This is a genomic window from Marinobacter sp. B-12 (assembly GCF_056857915.1).
In genome coordinates, this window is record NZ_JBSXOB010000036.1 from 44,334 (window position 1) to 62,753 (window position 18,420).

The following is an 18,420-nucleotide window of genomic DNA, read 5'->3' on the forward strand; positions in this document are numbered from 1 at the left end:
ACGGGCTATGATAAATAGGTCGCCGTAGCTTCGCGGTGCCCCAGACAACGACCATGCACAGACTGGCAGTGGCTCTACTAGCCGTATTCCTGTTGTACGGCTGCTCACCCCCTCCTGACGAAGAGAGCCTTTCTTCAGACGTCGACACGCAGACGTCAACCAATGAGGCCCTGTCCGCTGCCCTTTCCAATACAACACCCCGGCCCCGGACGATCGTTATTGCATCCGATCCCTGGTGCCCCCACAACTGCGAAGCGGGCAGCGATCGCGAGGGCTATATGGTGGACATTGCCCGCGAGGTCCTTGGCGAAGCCGGCTATACCGTAGAGTACGTCAACGTCAGCTGGGCAAGGGCGCTGCAGTTGACGCGGGAAGGTCAACTGGACGCGGTGGTCGGCGCCTTCATGACCGATGCCCCGGATTTCGTGTTTCCAGACACCCCCCAGGGACGCTCAGCCATTGCGCTGTTTACCCACCCTGACAACCGCTGGATATACGACGGGCCGGCGTCGCTCCATAACCAGAAACTGTTGGTCATCAATGGGTACTCATACTCCAATGAGCTGGACCGGTACATTGAGGAGCATCACGCCAATCCGGACAGAATCTGGGTGATCGCGGGGCCGTCCCCTCTTGAGCGGGCCATCTACCTGCTGGACCAACACCGTACCGACATTTTTGCGGAGGATATCTACGTGATGGCCTGGTGGGAAAGGAACAACAAGGAAACCATCCCCGCGCCCCGGCAGGCCGGAGTGATCGCCGAAATCGAAGCCTTCGTCGCGTTTTCCCCCGCGCGGGAAGATGCGAGGGAACTGGCGGAACTGCTTGCAAACGGCACCCGGCGACTGCTGGCCAGCGGCCGAATACAGCAGATCCTGGACCAATATGGGCTCAGTCTGTGGACTGAAACGCCCTGATCAGACGCCCATCTCCGGTCACCAACAGCAACTCACCGTGGCGGCCGATATCGAAGCGTCGCACCTCGTTCAACAGCGACAGGAACCGGTCCTCCTGGTTCATCAATGCGGGCGCACAGGCTTTCCTGGTTGACGCCATCCGGGTAAAACCGAGCTCCTCACCAGTCAGCTTCCATCCTCCACTGAATTGGTTGCAGGACGCACGCCCCGCCACACGCTGCTCCGCCAGGAAGTTCAGGGTCACCCGGGAACTGTCAATAATGCCACGGCCACCAATGTCTTCAACGACCCATTCGGTTCCCCGAAGCAGCCGCTCAGGATCCCCTCCGCAGCCATCGCGTTCCTCTCCGTTTATGGCCAGCCGCACCTGTTGGGGATAGGGCATGCCGGTCATGGAGTCTCGACACAGCTGGTTTGCAGTCTTCAGCGATACCCGAACGCCATCACCTTCGGCCTCGAAAGTACGCCCCGTGGCACCACTTTCAACAACCTCGTATCGCAGTGCAAGTGGCTCCTTGCCCATTTTCTCCACCACCAGTTGCCCTGGCTCCAGAACCGCCCGCCAGAACGGCTCGTTCCCCCGGGCGACAAACGGCTTCTCGACAGCGCCCGGAACCAGGCATAGCGGCAACGCCTGCCCGTCTATTGTCAATGTGGCAGTGTCACCCTTATTCCAGAACTGGGTGTCATCGTTGTCGGGGTCCACAAAGCGCGCACCGGAGGCACTTTCCTTCTGCTTCAGCACCATTTTGTCGCTGCCGAACGTTATCGTCAGACCACTGTGGTCTTCGTGGTAGTCGAGCCCTATATCGGCCTGGCCGCAAGTCATGGCATTAACGGCAAGGCCTTCACCACGGCGTTGATTCTCGCTGGATGCACAGCCCGCGACCAGCAGGATGCTGACCAAAGCCGGCAAAGATACGGCGATTCCTTTCATTGGTTATTCCTCATTCCATGTGTTTGTAACGGTTGCAAATTATCCATGATGGCTGCCGATTTTAAAGCAGAGCCGTTACCATTTCCTGCCTTAAAGCATTACGCTTAGGCCATCAAAGCACCCGGGAGCATTCCACGTCATGGCGATAAAACTCTACCAGTTTGCTATTTCACACTACTGCGAAAAGGTTCGCTGGGCCCTGGATCACAAAGGGCTGAGCTACGAAGCCATCAGCCTTCTGCCTGGCCAGCACATCAACACCATCCGCAAACTGACGGGCGCTGATTCATCGGTACCGGTACTGGACCATGACGGTCACCGGGTTCAGGGATCGAAGGCCATCATCGACTATCTGGACGACACGTTTCCCGAAAACCCGCTGACGCCGGCAGACCCGCAGGCCCGCGAAGCCGCCCTGTCCTGGGAGCAGCGGCTGGACGACGAAGCCGGCCCCAGCGTGCGCTGTTACTCCTACCACCACTTCCTGCAGCGTCCCAAAGTGGTCGTTCCCATGCTGGCTGCCGGCACCCCCTTCTACAATCGGATTCTACTGAGGCTGGCCTTCAGCCGGGTGGACGAGGTTATGCGCAAATGGATGAAGATCAATGAGAAAACCGCCGCGCAGTCGCGGGAAACCATGGAGCGCTACCTGACCGAGCTGGCCGACGCGTACCAGGAGAAGCCCTACCTGGCTGGCGACAGTTTCTCCCGCGCCGACCTCTCCGCGGCAGCCTTGTTCGCACCCATGTTTCAGCCCGGCCAATACCCAGTGCCCTGGCCCAAACCGGCCAAAATCCCCAAAGACATCCAGGCCTGGCTGGATCAATGGCAGCCACAGATCCACACGCTGGAAAAGATCTACGCTGCTAATCGCTGAGCCACTGACGGCGTTCTCGGCCGGGCGAATTGCCGGTCCAGCGGCGGTAGGCCCGGGTAAAGGCACTTTGCTCGGAGAAGCCCAATAGCAGAGCAATGTCGGTCAGCGTCAGGGAGGTATCATCCAGGTACTGTCGCGCCAGCTGTTCCCGGTTCTGATCGAGCCACTGCTGCCAGCTTAACTGATGCCGGGCCAGGCGCCGCTGCAGCGTACGCGGTGACATATGCATGGCATGGGCAGCACGCACCAGGGTGGGCTCGCCATCGGACAGCAGTTTCAGCAGTACCTGCTGTAGCTGGCGGTCTATGCCTGAGCCCGACTGTGACGCCTCCGGCAACGCCCGCAGCAGGGCACGGGCCTGCCGGTCCAGCAACTCCCGAAGTGTCGGGTCTCGCCTGGGCATGGGCAGGCTGAGGTAATGCAGCGAAAAACGAACCCGCACATGGCTGTCGTTCCAGGTAACCGGGCAGCCAAAAAACCGTTCGTATTCCCTGGCCGTCTCGGCACTGACATCACCCAGAAAACTCACTAACGAGGGCGGAGGTGGCTGATCAATCTGGCGACGCATAAAGGTCACCAATGCGGCAATTGCAGCGCCGTCCGCCTGCTGGCCGAGCTCATTCTCCGAGGGCGGCCAGCGCATTTCCGCCTGATCGCCGACGACCTCGACTTCCGCCAGGCTGGCGCCATAAAACAGCGTTTCGTAGCGCTGGTAGGCCAGCATGGCCTCGCCAAGAGTGTCGGATGCCAGCACCAGATAGCCGAGCACTCCCACATGGGCCGGTCGTACACAGGCCCCCACCTTCAGCTCGGGGGCGGCATGCTGAGGCGCCAGAGCCAGTCCTTGCGCCAGCAGATCACGCCACACCGGCACCGGTACGTTGTCCTCCGACGCCCAGCGCGCCAGCGCGATCCTGACCGGGGCGTTCTCCAGTCCGTCTCGATCCAGTCCCTCCTGGTCAAGCCAGTCTGAAAGCAGTCCCGTCCAGGCACCGGTTACCCGCATTACCTTGGCCATGGTTCACGGCCCTCCAAGCGCTGCGTCATTCATTTTTGGCATTAATCATCAATTTTGTGGCGTATATTGTCAATTTATGACGTCACCATCGGCGCAAAATACAGTCACACCTACCATCACAATACGGTTACACCATGGCATTGATGGACATGATGATGGCGGTTCTCGAGGAGAGCGGGTTGCTGCCCCTCTGGAACGCCCTCGCCCCCTGGCTGGCACTGGACGAACGTCAGTTGATATTCGTCGTGGCAACGCCGGTGTTCATTGCCGTCACCGTGTGGGAATACCTGCGGATTCGCCACGACCCTGCGCGTATGAATGTACCGGAAGCCCTACGGAACTTTGCCCTGGGTGCAGGCTACCAACTGACGGAGTTGCTGTTCGCGGGCCTGATCGCCTTTCCCGTATACGCGTTTCTCTACCACCATCGCCTGCTGGACCTGGAACTTAACTGGGCAACGGGCCTTTTGACGTTTCTCGGCGTCGATTTCTGTTTTTACTGGATGCACCGTTCCAGCCACCGCATACGCTGGTTCTGGGCCGCCCATGTGGTTCACCATTCCTCCGAGCGCATGAACTTCTCCACCGCCATGCGCCAAAACGCCACCAATATCTTCAACGGCATGTGGCTGTTCTATGTGCCCCTGGCGTTGATCGGTTTCAATCCGGTATGGATCGGCGTGGCGTATGCCCTGTCACTGGTGTACCAGTTTTTTATTCACACCACGCTGGTTGGCAAATTGCCAGGGTGGGTGGAAACCGTGTTCAACACCCCCAGCCATCACCGGGTTCACCATGGCCGCAATCCCGGCTATATCGACCGCAACTACGGTGGCACCCTGATTGTCTGGGACCGATTGTTCGGCACCTTTGTCGCCGAGGACGAACAGGCACCACCGGAGTACGGCATTACCCGACCGGTACACTCCAGGAACCTGCTGGTACTGTGGACCCACGAATACGTGGACCTGTTCCGGGCCATGGCCCGACCAGGCGGCCTGCTATCCCGCCTGAAGCACCTGTGGAAACCACCTGAATGGGACCGGGATGCCGACTAGCGCCACAGCAAGCAGATTTTCCGGCTTTGTCTCACATTGAGGCTCGATTTCCGGCTAGACTCCCGTTTACGCCAACAACCCGCCCGGAATCGACCAACATGGATCTGCAGGAAAGTTTCATCAACAGCCCCGATCACCATCGAATCCCGTTGCTGTCGTGGGCGGCGGAGACCCCGTCGGCCGTGTTGGTGATTGCCCACGGCATGGCGGAGCATGCAGCCCGCTACCAGCCTCTGGCGCTCTGGCTAAACCAGCACGGGGTATCGGTGATTGCGATCCAGCATCGAGGCCATGGCCCACATTGCACCGAGACCGATCTTGGCCACTACGCCAACCAGAAGGGCTGGCAGAAAGTGGTGGACGACCTGCAGCAAGTGGTTGTCCACGCCAGAAAGCAACACCCCGACCTCCCGCTAACGCTGTTCGGCCACAGCATGGGTTCGTTCATCGCCCAGGCCTTCACCCAGCAGTATGGCGACCAGATCGACAGGCTGATCCTCTGCGCGACCAATCGTATCGACAAGCCAAAGTTGCGGACCTCCCTGGCACTGGTCCGCTCTATCCGGGCCTTGCGCGGGAAACGCCACCACAGCCGCCTGATCGACAATATGACCTTCGGTGCCTTCAACAAGGCGTTCTCCCCCAATCGCACCAGCCATGACTGGCTTAGCCGCGACACGCAACAGGTGGACCGCTACCTGAGAGACCCTCTCTGCGGCTTCCCCTGCACAGCCGGCCTATGGTCCGACTTCATCAGCGGCATGCTGACCATCAACCCGAAATCATGGCGCAAAGACCTCCCGATCCACCTGATGGCCGGCGACAGCGACCCGGTTGGCGAGATGGGACGCGGTTTCAACCGGCATGTTGCCGACCTTCGTGGCGTCGGTCTGCTCGTTGCCTCCGACCGCCTGTTTCCCGGCGCCCGCCACGAACTGGTCAATGAAACCAATGCGGACGAGGTCTGGCATCACATCCTCGACTGCCTGCGTACCGAGACAGACTCCGGCGTGTAAAAACATGACGCCGACCAGCCCGGGGCGCTAAGATCAATGCCATCCAACTAATCGGAGTAGGCCCATGTTTACCAACAGAGTCGTGTGGATCACCGGCGCCTCGTCAGGCATTGGTGAGGCCCTGGCAGCCGATGGGTCTGCCTTCGGCAAGGAAATGGCAGCGCTTTGGGTCAAGCGTGTCGCTCCCGAGATGATGTTTAAGTTGGCGCGCAAGCAGAACTGAACCTGGAGTCACTGAAAACGGTTATGTACGAACCCACGTCAGCGGATCATCAGCCAAGAGCCTGTCTCTTACACATTGCCACGCTGCTGTTTTTCTCAATAGCCAGCCTCCCGGCCCTGGCCGGTGAAGTCAGCCTCGGCGTTGCCGCTAATTTCACCGATACCACCCACGAACTGGCCAAACAGTTCGAAGCCGAGACCGGCCACACGGTTTCAGCCAGCTTCGGGTCCACCGGCAAGCTGTACGCCCAAATCAGAAACGGTGCACCCTTCGACGTGTTCATGGCCGCAGATGCGCGCAGGCCGGCGCTTATTGAGAAGGCCCAGGCCGGCGCCCCCAATACCCGCTTCACCTATGCCCGAGGCAAGCTGGTGCTCTGGAGCCCGACCCCGGACGCTTTCGGGGACGCTGAGAGCTACCTGGCCCAACAGGCATTCTCAAGGCTGGCCATGGCAAACCCGAAGACCGCGCCCTACGGCCTTGCAGCACAGCAGGTTCTGGAACAATTGGGCCATTGGCAGGCACTGCAGGCGAAGCTCGTTCGTGGAGACTCCATCGCCCAGGCCTTTCAGTTTGTGGTCAGCCGCAACGCCCAGGCCGGCTTTATGGCCCTGTCTCAGGTAACATCCTGGGACGACAAGGAAGGCACCTTATGGAACGTGCCCCAGGACTATTACCAACCCATTGACCAACAGGCTATCCTTTTGAACCGGGGAATCAGCAATGAGGCAGCCCTGGCCTGGATGGACTTCCTGAAATCGAACACGGCCATCACCATCATCCGGGGCAATGGTTATGACCCCGCTTACGACACGGCTGACTGATGCTTGAAACCTACTGGGACCCGGTCTGGCTGACGCTCAGGCTGGCTACGACGACCACATTGTTGCTGCTGCTCATAGGCACGCCCATCGCCTGGTGGCTGGCCCGCTCCCGGCGCTGGCTGCGTCAGCCGGTTGCAGCGATCGTCGCCTTGCCCCTGGTGCTGCCACCGACCGTTCTCGGTTTCTACCTGTTGTTGGTGATGGGGCCCGATGGCTGGGTTGGCCAGATGACACAGTCCCTGGGCATTGGCCTGTTGCCATTTACCTTTGAGGGCCTGGTGGTGGCGTCGGTCATATACTCCCTTCCATTCACCGTTCAACCTTTGCAAAATGCCTTTGAGGCCGTGGGCGAAGGGTTCATGGAAGCCGCCTCAACCCTTCGTGCCGCTCCGTGGGAGCGTTTCCTGTTTATCGCTGTCCCCCTGGCAAGAAACGGATTCCTGACCGCGTCCGTACTGACCTTCGCCCACACCATCGGTGAGTTCGGCGTGATCCTGATGATCGGTGGCAACATTCCGGGTGAAACCAAGGTGTTGTCGGTTGCCATCTACGACCACGTGGAATCCCTTGAGTACGCTCAGGCCCACTGGCTGTCCGCCGGCATGGTGGTGTTCTCCTTTGTGGTTCTGGTGACCCTCTACGCGCTTAATGGCAAAGCCCGCGCGGGAGCTCTCAGATGACCACCACCATCCATGCCCGCTTCCGCTGTGCATTTCCGGGGTTCGATCTGGACGTAGACCTGACCCTCCCGAGTACTGGCATTACCGCCCTGTTCGGGCATTCCGGTTGCGGCAAGACCACGCTGCTTCGCTGCATGGCAGGCCTTCAGAACGCTCCCGGAACCATGACCGTTCTGGGCGAACCCTGGCAGACTGAAGAGTTCGTCCGGCCGGTACACAAGCGCCCCCTGGCCTACGTTTTCCAGGAAACCCAGCTTTTCCCCCACCTGAACGTACGCAAGAACCTGGAATTCGGCTACCGTCGCATTCCCGCCAGCGAACGTCAGGTCGAATTCGACGATGCCGTTCGCTGGCTTGGCCTGGAATCTCACCTGGCCCGTATGCCTGCCGGATTGTCCGGCGGGGAGCGCCAGCGGGTCGCGATTGCGCGGGCGCTGCTGACCAGCCCACGGCTGTTGCTCATGGATGAGCCGCTGTCCGCTCTGGACCGCGCCAGCAAACAGGACATCCTGCCCTACCTGGAACGGCTGCGGGACACCCTCGCGATTCCCATCATCTACGTATCCCACTCCACGCCAGAGGTCGCCCGCCTGGCTGACCACATCGTGATGATGGAGGATGGCCGGGTGATAGCGCAGGGGCCGCTGCAGGAAACGCTCGCTCGCACCAACAACCCCTTTCGACTGGAAGACGACGCCGGGGTTCTGCTGGAAGGGCGGATCGACCATCTGGACCCGCGCTGGCATCTGGCGCTGTTCCAGTTCGACGGCGGCCAACTGTGGTTACGTCAGGATGACCGGCTGACCCCCGGAGACAGGGTTCGAGTGCAGGTCCTGGCGCGGGATATCAGTCTCGCACTCGCCGAGCATTCCGACCAGAGCATCCAGAATCTGGTTCCGGCCATCATCGATCAGGTCGATCCGGATGTGGCGCCGGGCGTCAGCCTTGTAAGGTTGCTGGCAGGCCCAACACCGCTGTTATCGAGACTGACCACCCGGGCCGTAGACCAGCTCGCCCTTGCACCCGGCAAGAACGTTTGGATGCAAATAAAATCCGTGGCGCTTGTGGACTGACACTTCTGGCCCGGTATTTGGCCCGCCTTGCCATCCGGCGGCGGGGCCAGGATGGTTACCCTTACCTGATTCTCAACCACCGGGCAGGTATTCATCGTGGGCAACCATCGAACACACTGGGTCAGAAGCGGCGGGCTCGCTATCCATGCCGTTACCGAAGGCCATCCCGACTCCACGCCGCTGGTGTTGGTCCATGGTTACCCGGACAATCTTCGGGTCTGGGACAAGGTCAGCGCCGCCTTGAGCCAGGAGTATCTGGTGATCCGTTACGATGTCCGCGGTGCCGGCGAGTCCGACAAGCCCCGAAAAACCCGGGATTACCGCCTCGCCTTGCTGGCCGACGACCTCCAAGCGGTGGTCGACACCCTGATCCCTGGACGCGAGTTCCACCTGATCGCACATGACTGGGGGTCGATCCAGAGTTGGGAATCCGTCACCGGTGAGCCCTTGCGGGATCGTATTCGCTCCTACACCTCCATTTCCGGCCCCTGCCTGGATCACGTCGGCTTCTGGCTCCGGAAACAACTGGAAACACCCGGGTTGGCAGGAGCGGCGAAAGTACTCCAGCAACTCACAAGTTCCTGGTACGTATTTCTGTTCCAGGTGCCTGTGATCCCGGAAATGGTCTGGAAAGCCGGTCTTGACAGGCTCTGGCCAGGGTACCTGAAGCATCATGAGCACATTGCCGATGCTAGGTTCAGTGCATCTCAGAAATCCGACGGTCTATACGGGGTCAAGCTCTACAGGGCTAATTTCCTGACCAGATTGCTGCGACCGCAGTCCCGTATGGCGCGTTGCCCGATCCAGGTAATCATCCCGACCAGAGACGCCTATGTACGCCCTCAACTGCACGAGCACCTGATTCGTTGGACCGGGAAACTAACCCTGAAAGAACTGGACACAACCCATTGGGCGCCACTGACGGAACCCGAAGCTGTATCTCGTGCCGTTCACACGTTCGTGGCCGCACATCCCTAAGCTGTCCCCTATAACGAAAAAGGCCGCTGGTTCCAGCGGCCTTTCAAGGGATGATGGCAACCGCGCTCAGCGGGTACCGTACACCACCATGGTCTTGCCCTTGACTCGCACCAGGCCCTGATCTTCGAGGGTTTTCAGAACCCGCCCGACCATCTCCCGGGAGCAACCAACGATCCGACCGATCTCCTGACGGGTGATCTTGATCTGCATGCCATCAGGATGCGTCATGGCGTCCGGTTCCTTGCACAGATCCAGCAGTGTGCGGGCAACCCGTCCAGTCACATCAAGGAAGGCCAGATCGCCCACCTTACGGGTGGTCTGGCGCAGGCGCGAAGCCATCTGCTCGCCGATAAAGTACAGAACCCTTGGGTCTTGCTGGGCGATTTCACGAAACTTGGTATAGCTGATCTCGGCAACTTCGCACTCAGTCTTGGCTTTTACCCAGGCGCTGCGCGAATCCATGTTGTCGAACAGCCCCATCTCACCGAAGAAGTCCCCAGCGTTCAGGTAAGCCATGATCATCTCGCGGCCATCGTCGTCCTCAATAATGACGGTCACGGAGCCCTTGACGATGTAAAACAGGGAATCACTTTTGTCCCCTGCATAAATAATGGTGCTTTTGGCAGGGTAACGCCGGCGATGGCATTGCGAAAGAAAATAATCCAGATGCTTGGTTTTCTGCTCAACCGGCTTGACGATAGTGGCCATAGTGCGAGTCATGCCTCCTTTGTACTGGCGGGATCCCAATGTTTTTATTCACCCTGCTTTCCCTGCGGGTTTATTCATTATGAGCGCAACTTATAACAAGATGGCCCGGTTTCGGCAACCTGAAACAGTATAGACCACATTAAAGGAGCCACTTTTTAGCGGGCTGCTGGTGCCAACGGGAATATGCTAGCATCGCTGCCAATCTTACGTTATATACCACTCGGAGCGCGAAATCAGATGAAAGCAACCATTGACTGGACCGGCGACGCCAGCTTCCGGGCAACCAGCGGCAGCGGCCACTCGGTTCAAATGGACGGGCCACCCGACCATGGCGGCAAGGATCTGGGGCCACGCCCCATGGAAATGATGCTGATGGGGCTGGGGGGATGCTCGTCCTTTGACGTCATGAGCATTCTGCAGAAAAGCCGTCAGGACGTGACCGCCTGCCATGCCGAACTCGAAGCGGAGCGGGCCGACGCCGTTCCCGCAGTCTTCACCCGTATCCATCTGCATTTCGTGGTCACCGGAAACAACCTCAAGGAAAATCTGGTCAAGCGCGCCGTCAGCCTGTCGGCCGAGAAATACTGCTCTGCGTCCATCATGCTGGAAAAGGCGGGCGTTGCCATCACTCACAGCCATGAGATACGCGACACTGCCTGAACCGGCATGCAACAGGTTCTCACAGCACGGTCACAGAGGCCTGCTAGTCTGTGGCCGACCGGCGGTTATTACGGATGCTAGAATGTTGCCCCGTACTCTACCCAAATTGAAGGTCGGTGTGCATAATACGCACCCTTCTCCGCCGGTCTGCGCAAAAGGCAAACAATCCGGTCAGTTATCGGTGGCGGCCTTGGTGGCATGCATCAGACAGACATGACCACTGACATTCATCTCCAGACAATTGGGGGGGCTGAACATGGAAACCAAACTACAGTTACATGGTTTCAATAACCTGACCAAATCACTGAGCTTCAACATCTACGACATCTGTTATGCGCAGACCGAAGAGCAACGTGAAGCCTACATTGACTACATCGATGAGATGTACAATGCCGAACGCCTGACCCAGATCCTCACCGACGTGGTCAAGATCATCGGTGCCAACGTGCTCAATATTGCCCGCCAGGACTATGAGCCCCACGGCGCCTCTGTGACAATGCTGATTGCCGAGCACGAACTCAGCAACGGTGAGCCGGACAACGAGGAGTCACCAGGCCCTCTGCCGGATGCCATCGTGGCCCACCTGGACAAAAGCCACGTAACCGTACATACCTACCCGGAGAGCCACCCCTACGAAGGCATCAGCACCTTCCGTGCGGATATCGACGTGTCGACCTGCGGTTTGATCTCGCCGTTGAAAGTACTGAACTACCTGATCCACAGCTTCGACTCCGATGTGGTCACGGTGGACTATCGTGTACGCGGCTTTACCCGCGACGTGGATGGCACCAAGCACTACATCGACCACGACATCAACTCGATCCAGAACTACCTGTCCGAAGATACCCAGAACGCCTACCAGATGATTGACGTCAACGTGTATCAGGAAAATCTGTTCCACACCAAGATGATGCTCAAAAATTTCGATCTGGATAACTATGTGTTCGGAGTCAATGCCAGCGACCTTGACCCCCAGGAGGCGCAATCCATTGAGGATCGTCTGCGCAGAGAGATGCTGGAGATTTTCTACTCCCGCAACGTCGAATAGTAACGTGCCCAGAAAGGTTGGCCTGCGCCTTAGCGGAGCGCGGGCCAACTCGATCAATTTAACTGAACAACCTTTCCAAGATTCTCCGATTTCATCTTTTCCCGTCACGCAGTTCAATAGCCTCATAGCGTTTTAATTAACCAGGAGGCTCTGAACATGAAAAATATTCTCGTTATTACCGCAAGCATTTTTGGCCAGGACGGCCAGTCATCCAGGCTCGTCGATCAAACACTGGACCAGCTCCGGCAGTCCTACGGCGACATCCAGACCAGCTATCGGGATCTCTCCGCAGAGCCGGTACCGCATCTGGACGCCGAACGGTTCGGTGCCTTCCTGACCAGCGCGGACGACCGCGACGGCTCGCAGCAAGGCGTTGTCGATTATTCAGATTTGCTGATCAGTGAAGTTGTCGACGCTGACGTCATTGTTATGGGCGTGCCAATGTACAACTTCGGTGTGCCGTCCGTGCTAAAAGCCTATTTCGACCACATTGCCCGCGCCGGCATCACCTTCCGATACACGGCAAATGGCCCCGTTGGCCTGCTGGAAGACCGGCCGGTGTATATCCTGGCGGCGCGCGGCGGCCTATACGCCGGTACGCCGAACGATTCTCAGACGCCGTTCATTCGTTCCTTTCTTGGCTTTATCGGCCTTAAGGACGTTCACTTTGTCTACGCCGAGGGTCTCAACATGGGGGATAATCAGAAAGAGAATTCCCTGCAAGAGGCAGGACGAGCCATTGAAACTCTGACCGCCTGAATCGGGCGATTCTTGGCATTGGAAGGAGATCCGTCATGACAGAACGAACCCTCAGACAGGTTATTCCCGGTACCGAAACGTCCGACGGCGCTGGCGTTCGCATCAAGCGCTCCCTCGGACAGCAGCAGAACGTCCGTCTCGATCCCTTCCTGATGCTGGACGAATTCGGTTCCGACCAGCCGCAGGATTATATGGCCGGCTTCCCGTCACATCCGCATCGTGGATTTGAAACGGTGACCTACATGATCGAAGGCCACATGCTGCATGAGGATCATCTCGGTAATCGGGGCAACCTGAAGAATGGAGGCGTCCAATGGATGACCGCCGGACGCGGAATTGTCCACTCCGAAATGCCCCAACAGGAATCGGGGCAGATGCGCGGTTTCCAGCTATGGCTCAATCTGCCGGCTGCGGAGAAAATGAAACCGGCGGGTTACCGTGATATCCAGCCTGATGAAATACCAGCTATTACCCTCGATGGTGGAGTGATCAAGCTGGTGGCTGGAGAGCTGACCGTTGACGGCCAGGTACACCAGGGTGCCGTCACCGGCGGCAGCACACGACCGTTGTATGCGGATATCCACCTGGAACCGGGAACGGAAACCCTGCTGCCGATCGATCCGGAACTGGAAGGCCTGCTTTACCTGTATGCCGGAGAAGCATCCCTGCTTTCAGAGGCAGGTCCGCAGCCCCTGAAACGCTCAGCAGCAAGCATTCTCTCCAAAGGTGATAGTGTCCGCGTAGGCGCCGGAGAACACGAAGCCCGCGTGCTGCTGATTGCCGGCAAACCGATTGGCGAGCCTGTGGTGCAATATGGCCCGTTCGTAATGAACAGCCGTGAAGAGATCGAGCAGACTCTGCGAGACTACAGGGATGGTCGCCTGACGGCCTGAAAGCCTTCAGGCAAAGGGCTTGTGGGCGATCAGGTCCTGCACCAGCGGGCGCATGGTCAGGTCCATGGCCAGAGATAGCTTGGTTCCCGGGATGACCAGCGTGTCGTACCGGGACAGGCTGCTGCCGCCGATCATTTGCAAAAGATAGGGGAAGTTCACTTCCGATGGGTCTCGAAACCGGATGACGATCAGGCTCTCGTCTTCTGTCGGCACGTCGCGGACCACAAAAGGATTGGAGGTATCCACCAGCGGAATGCGCTGGAAGTTCACATGGGTGTGCGCGAACTGCGGGACAATATCGTGCACGTAATCGTCCATACGGTTGACGATGGTCTGAACGACGGCATCCTGTGAGTACCCGCGCTTGTTGGTGTCGCGCTGAATCTTCTGGATCCACTCCAGGTTGACGATCGGTACCACTCCCACCAACAGATCCACGTACTGGGCAATGTTGTAGGCATCGCTGACCACGCCACCGTGCAGCCCCTCGTAGAACAGAAGATCGGTTTCCGTCGCCAGCGGCCCCCAGGGGGTGAACGTGCCCGGTTTGTGGCCGGCGTCAATCAACCGCCGGTCTTCGTCATGAACATACTGGCGGAACTGGCCGTTGCCGGTATGCCCATAGTCATAGAACAGCGCTTCCAGCTTGTCGATGTGGTTCGCCGCCAGGGCAAAATGGTTGCGTTCACCGAACTGCCCCTTGGCCGCAAGGCGGGCCATCTGCTCACGGTTGTAGCGATGGAAGCTGTCACCGCTGACCATGGCTGCCCGTAGCCCTTCGCTGGCAAACAGGCGACTGAATATCTCACCCGTAGTGGTGGTTCCAGCGCCGGAGGAGCCGGTGACCGCGATGATCGGATGGCGTTTAGACATAGCAGGAGGTCCGGAAAGTCAGTCCAGGCTGGTCAGCAGCCGCGGCTTTTCGATGGTAAAACCCTGAGCGTAATCCACACCCAGACTGGTCAGCATATCGAGAACCGCGCGGGTTTCAACCCGTGAAGCAATCACTTCCCGTTTCATGTAGTGCGCCATATCAACCATCGACTTCACCATGGCCTGATCGGTTTCACTGGCATCCAGTTGGCTGGTGAAGGCGCTGTCCAGCTTGATCATGTCCACCGGCAGGCTGCGCATGAACTGGAACGACGTTGGCCCACTGCCGAAATCCCCCAGGCAGAAACGGCACCCCAGCTCCTTCATTTCCTCAATAAATTCTGAAATTCCCTGAATGTCGTTGATCGCGGACGCCTCGGTTATTTCGAACCACAATCGTTCAATGGGAGCGTCTTTCTGGCTCAGCTTGTCGTAAATAAATTCCATCAGTTGCTGATCGTTCAGCGAGTGGCCAGAGAGATTGATGCAGATACCCCCCATGTGCTCCGGGTCAGGTGCATGGTCGCGAAGCCAGTCCAGCATATGCCCCACCACCCAGCGGTCAACCGCCTGCATTCGGTCATAGCGCTCCGCCATGCGGACAAAATCCTTGCCGGTGATGAGGTTGCCATCGTCATCATACATACTGATGAGAACCTCGTACTGCGCTGCCATGGACGTGCGCGCGTGCAGCGGGATGATCTTCTGGCAACGCAGCAGCACACGCTCCTCGTTGAGATCCCCAAGGTTGGCCACCTTCGCCGCAATCTGCTCCTGACGGGCATGGTCGTGCGCATCCAGGGAGTACTCCATCACCTTGCCATGGCCGCGTTTCTTGGCCGACTTCATGGCTTCCTCCGCCGCCTTCAGCCAACGTTCGGCGTTCGCCAGTGCCGGCAACTCAGGGGCCAGGCCAACACTGGCCGAGAGATGGTAGCTGCCACTGTCGAAAACAAACTCCATGGCTTCTATCGCCGAGACGATCCCACGAGACGCTTCCAGGGCGTTTTCCGCCGGTAGCAAAAGCGCAAACTCGTTACCCGAGAACCGGGCCAGCGGCATGCCATCGCCGACGTGGCTGCGGAGCACGTCGGCCACCCTGCGCAAAGACTCATCACCGGCCTGGTAGCCGGCCGTGTCATTGAGCAGACGGAACTGGCGCAGGTCCAGCAACACCAGCGACCTCTGGTCCTCGCGCCGGGCCAGTTGCTGATCCAGCATACGTTCAAATTCGCGGCGCCCCAGCAAGCCGGTCAGTTCGTCATGGGTGGACGCCCACGACAACTGGTCATAGACCTTGCGCACCATCCGGTCGATGCTCTCGTCCACCAGCGGCCGATCGTACTGGTTGTCTGGAACGATAATGCCTTTGCGCATGTGCTGGGCCAGAGCTTCCAATTCCAACTCGACCACGCGCATGCCCTGGTGATTAACGAACACAAATCGACTGAAGCCACGGGCAACCCAGACCAGGCGGATATACTGGGGTTCATCCGGTTTTTCCTGATCCCGCAACCAGTCCCCGGTACGCAGTTGCTGGGCCCGGTTAATCCACCGCTGCAGGCTGCGCTGATCACGCTCGGACAATGCCTGGCGCTTATCGTCCTCGCTTTTCAACGGTGGAATTTCCACCATCTCGGGCGGGGTTTCAGGGCTGCGCACGAGAAACTGCTTGAGTTCATCCCGTATCTGAGAGGATGGCATGTGGTTGCTGGAAATAGACGCCAGCCCATCCTGGATCACCCGCAGCAGATCAGGCAGATTGATATTGCTCTGCGGATCCTCCGCGAAGGTCATCAGCGAATCGATCACCGACAGGTAATCCTGCCACAGTGGGCTGTCCTCTCCCTGACGAATCCAGGTCAGCGACAACAGATCTCGCCAGCCACCATCCAGCAGACTGACCACTGCTTTCGGCACTTTCTTCCCGGCCAGCTTAAGCTCCAGTACCCGGGCAACCGCCTTCTTGGATTCAGAAACCTTCTGGGCGCCCTCCGCCGCTGCCGTTACCCTCTCCACGTTGCGGCGGTATACCAGATTCTGGCGATCAATCAACGAGTCCAGCTCTTGTACCGCGTTTTCGAACACGCCGGTATCCTGCTCGAAATCCGTGGCTATCCGCTGGATCAACTCATCAATGCGCCGCTGCACCACCGGATTGATGCGGCCGCCTTTCACGCCCAACTGGGCCAGGCGGTTCATCACGCCGCGTACCGGGCTTTCCTGATCGTCGAAGAATTCCGGGTCACGCATCACCACTTTCAGCACCGGCACTTCCAGTTGGCGCATTCGTGACTGGGCGTATTCACTGAGTTTCGGGCTTTCCACCACACTGTTGAAGAAGCGGTCCACCACGTCCAGAGTGCTCTGCTGTTCTTCAGCCAGGGCATGTTCACCGCTCTCCTTCACCATTTCCACGACGCGTTCGCGGAGAGAGGGCTGGTCCGGAGCCACGGTCGCAGCCTGCACCTGGAGCTCCTGCAATTGCTTCTGTAATTCTCCGGCTGACAGCTCCCTCGCGCCGGAGGCAAAATCAGTCGGAGCAACGTCACCCCTCGCCAGGCGGCTGGCAGACAGGGTACCGAGGAGATTCTTTACGGTGGCAAACGCGGTCTGGGCGGCGCTGGCATAGCCACGGAACTCGGCCACTGAATTACGGGATGACGGACGGCTGGTCTTTTGCTCCGGGGCCTGCTTTACCGCCGCTCCAGAGTCGTCCGGTTGCGGAGCCTCAGGCGGCTGAGCCTCAGGCGGCTGAGCCAGCTTTTCCTCGCGCCGTTCGGATTTCTTTGGCGCCTGTTCACTGAGATACTTGCTGAGATCCAGGTCCGGCAGCACACCATGTCGGATCAGGATGCTGTTCAACTCCCGGTACAGCGGCCCCAGGTGCATCAGCACCGATTTTTCGAAGACACGCAGGCAGACTTTTTCAACGTCACGATCCGCCTTGAGCTGGCTCAAGCCGACATGGAAGGACTCACAGATCAGCGAGGGGCCCAACGGATTGTGATGCCCCGTGGAATTGGCAATGCCCAGTTTATCCAGCCGCAACTTCAACTGAAGCAATTCACCCCGATACTGGGTATCCGCCTTCGTGACCATCACCCGGATCGTCAGCCAGTCTTCGAACTCGCCCTTGTCGACAACCGACAGTTCAGACCCGGGGAATCCCTTTGGAGCGGGTTTTAGTGGCGATTCCAGACTGCGAGCCATCTGGTGCCAGATGACTCGCTGTCGGGCCTGAATCTGGCCAGACGCGTCCATGTATTCATTGGCCTGCTGGTCATTGCCGGCCTTCTGGGCAGCGTCCCGCAAGGCGGTTGTCATCTGCACAAGACAGGCATCCATCAACGGCTCAATGTACTGAATCACAGCCTTCGCGGATTGGTGAAGAACAAACTGGACCTTGTCACTGGGTGCCCGTAGTGACGCACGATCCTGATGACGGTTGGCGCCACACTGCTCCAGCATGGCGCTGACCGCTTCAGGGTTGGAGCGGGTAAAACTAACGCCCATCGCGCCCTCTATTCGACGCCTGACATTCACATGGAGCTCGTGGCGCTTGAGGCCGTCAGGGCTGCGGAACCGTACCACCAGATCCTCGGCACCCCGCGAGAGCACCTGATCCAATTTTCTGGACGTTTCCCCGGAATAACGTACGAACAGGCCTTCCGCGCAGAAATCGGCGATCTGGCACGGCAGATTGTCACCACTGCCAACGTCCAGCTGAGCGGCGAGTTTAATCGGTTGGCGGGGGCTCGAACGACGTTCTTTCGGATCCATGAACTACCTGATATCTGGTAAAGCCGAGTGACTCGATAGGGTAAACTGTTCCTGTCACCGGCCGGTATCCCTGAAAGGCAGCGGTAGCTACC

18 protein-coding genes are annotated in these 18,420 nt (G+C 58.8%); 13 read left to right on the forward strand and 5 right to left on the reverse strand.

The annotated features are described in order from the left end of the window. Positions 1-53 precede the first annotated feature (53 nt). Positions 54-920 (forward strand): transporter substrate-binding domain-containing protein, encoded by an 867-nt coding sequence (locus AC13D2_RS04815; protein ID WP_482938278.1) that lies wholly within the window; start codon positions 54-56, stop codon positions 918-920. On the opposite strand, the gene AC13D2_RS04820 is transcribed toward AC13D2_RS04815, so the two are convergent. Beyond that, positions 895-1,857 carry an META domain-containing protein gene (locus AC13D2_RS04820; RefSeq protein WP_300493507.1) on the reverse strand — a complete coding sequence of 321 codons (963 nt, stop codon included), beginning with the start codon at positions 1,855-1,857 and terminating at the stop codon, positions 895-897. The two genes, AC13D2_RS04815 and AC13D2_RS04820, sit on opposite strands and share 26 nt — an antisense overlap. A 139-nt stretch (positions 1,858-1,996) precedes the next feature. On the opposite strand from AC13D2_RS04820, the gene AC13D2_RS04825 reads away from it, so the two are divergent. Further along, the gene (locus tag AC13D2_RS04825) at positions 1,997-2,734 is read left to right on the forward strand and encodes a glutathione S-transferase family protein (RefSeq protein WP_482938279.1); all 738 of its coding nucleotides are present in this window, start codon (positions 1,997-1,999) and stop codon (positions 2,732-2,734) included. Here AC13D2_RS04825 and AC13D2_RS04830 read toward each other — a convergent pair. Further along, the gene (locus tag AC13D2_RS04830; protein ID WP_300493502.1) at positions 2,724-3,752 is read right to left on the reverse strand and encodes a helix-turn-helix domain-containing protein; all 1,029 of its coding nucleotides are present in this window, start codon (positions 3,750-3,752) and stop codon (positions 2,724-2,726) included. The two genes, AC13D2_RS04825 and AC13D2_RS04830, sit on opposite strands and share 11 nt — an antisense overlap. A gap of 134 nt (positions 3,753-3,886) precedes the next feature. On the opposite strand from AC13D2_RS04830, the gene AC13D2_RS04835 reads away from it, so the two are divergent. The 7 genes from AC13D2_RS04835 (at position 3,887) to AC13D2_RS04865 (ending at position 9,604) form a co-directional block, all read left to right on the forward strand. Then, positions 3,887-4,810, forward strand: a complete 924-nt coding sequence (locus AC13D2_RS04835) for a sterol desaturase family protein (protein ID WP_300493499.1) — start codon at positions 3,887-3,889, stop codon at positions 4,808-4,810. A 98-nt stretch (positions 4,811-4,908) separates the two neighbouring features. Continuing rightward, on the forward strand, positions 4,909-5,826 hold the full coding sequence (locus AC13D2_RS04840) for an alpha/beta fold hydrolase (RefSeq protein ID WP_300493496.1): 918 nt from the start codon (positions 4,909-4,911) through the stop codon (positions 5,824-5,826). 64 nt (positions 5,827-5,890) lie between these two features. After that, positions 5,891-6,049: a hypothetical protein gene (locus tag AC13D2_RS04845; protein ID WP_300493493.1), complete on the forward strand. Its 159-nt coding sequence runs from the start codon at positions 5,891-5,893 to the stop codon at positions 6,047-6,049. A 23-nt stretch (positions 6,050-6,072) separates the two neighbouring features. Then, on the forward strand, positions 6,073-6,873 hold the full coding sequence (modA, locus tag AC13D2_RS04850) for a molybdate ABC transporter substrate-binding protein (RefSeq protein ID WP_482938280.1): 801 nt from the start codon (positions 6,073-6,075) through the stop codon (positions 6,871-6,873). Then, positions 6,873-7,553, forward strand: a complete 681-nt coding sequence (gene modB / locus AC13D2_RS04855; RefSeq protein WP_292047043.1) for a molybdate ABC transporter permease subunit — start codon at positions 6,873-6,875, stop codon at positions 7,551-7,553. The genes modA and modB overlap by 1 nt, the downstream gene beginning before the upstream one ends. Next, positions 7,550-8,626, forward strand: coding sequence for a molybdenum ABC transporter ATP-binding protein (gene modC / locus AC13D2_RS04860; RefSeq protein WP_292047044.1), 1,077 nt, complete (start codon positions 7,550-7,552; stop codon positions 8,624-8,626). Before modB ends, modC begins: the two co-directional genes overlap by 4 nt. A gap of 96 nt (positions 8,627-8,722) precedes the next feature. Continuing rightward, positions 8,723-9,604 (forward strand): alpha/beta fold hydrolase, encoded by an 882-nt coding sequence (locus AC13D2_RS04865; protein WP_482938281.1) that lies wholly within the window; start codon positions 8,723-8,725, stop codon positions 9,602-9,604. 66 nt (positions 9,605-9,670) lie between these two features. Here AC13D2_RS04865 and crp read toward each other — a convergent pair whose 3' ends face one another. Beyond that, positions 9,671-10,312 carry a cAMP-activated global transcriptional regulator CRP gene (gene crp, locus AC13D2_RS04870; protein ID WP_007153756.1) on the reverse strand — a complete coding sequence of 214 codons (642 nt, stop codon included), beginning with the start codon at positions 10,310-10,312 and terminating at the stop codon, positions 9,671-9,673. A 237-nt stretch (positions 10,313-10,549) separates the two neighbouring features. Between crp and AC13D2_RS04875 the strand changes: the two genes are divergently transcribed. From AC13D2_RS04875 to AC13D2_RS04890, 4 genes are all read left to right on the forward strand, one after another. Further along, on the forward strand, positions 10,550-10,972 hold the full coding sequence (locus tag AC13D2_RS04875; RefSeq protein WP_036210899.1) for an OsmC family protein: 423 nt from the start codon (positions 10,550-10,552) through the stop codon (positions 10,970-10,972). 256 nt (positions 10,973-11,228) lie between these two features. Continuing rightward, positions 11,229-12,020, forward strand: coding sequence for an adenosylmethionine decarboxylase (speD, locus tag AC13D2_RS04880; protein WP_300493482.1), 792 nt, complete (start codon positions 11,229-11,231; stop codon positions 12,018-12,020). A 156-nt stretch (positions 12,021-12,176) separates the two neighbouring features. Further along, positions 12,177-12,779, forward strand: coding sequence for an FMN-dependent NADH-azoreductase (locus AC13D2_RS04885; protein ID WP_300493480.1), 603 nt, complete (start codon positions 12,177-12,179; stop codon positions 12,777-12,779). Positions 12,780-12,814: 35 nt separating this feature from the next. Then, complete coding sequence (locus AC13D2_RS04890; protein WP_300493477.1) at positions 12,815-13,672, forward strand: pirin family protein; 858 nt, start codon at positions 12,815-12,817, stop codon at positions 13,670-13,672. 6 nt (positions 13,673-13,678) lie between these two features. Here the strand turns inward: AC13D2_RS04890 and AC13D2_RS04895 are convergent, their stop codons facing one another. Both AC13D2_RS04895 and AC13D2_RS04900 read right to left on the reverse strand, forming a co-directional pair. Continuing rightward, positions 13,679-14,545 (reverse strand): phosphoribulokinase, encoded by an 867-nt coding sequence (locus tag AC13D2_RS04895; RefSeq protein WP_300493474.1) that lies wholly within the window; start codon positions 14,543-14,545, stop codon positions 13,679-13,681. Between the two features lie 18 nt (positions 14,546-14,563). Then, positions 14,564-18,328, reverse strand: a complete 3,765-nt coding sequence (locus AC13D2_RS04900; RefSeq protein ID WP_300493472.1) for a DUF1631 family protein — start codon at positions 18,326-18,328, stop codon at positions 14,564-14,566. Between the last annotated feature and the right edge of the window lie 92 nt (positions 18,329-18,420).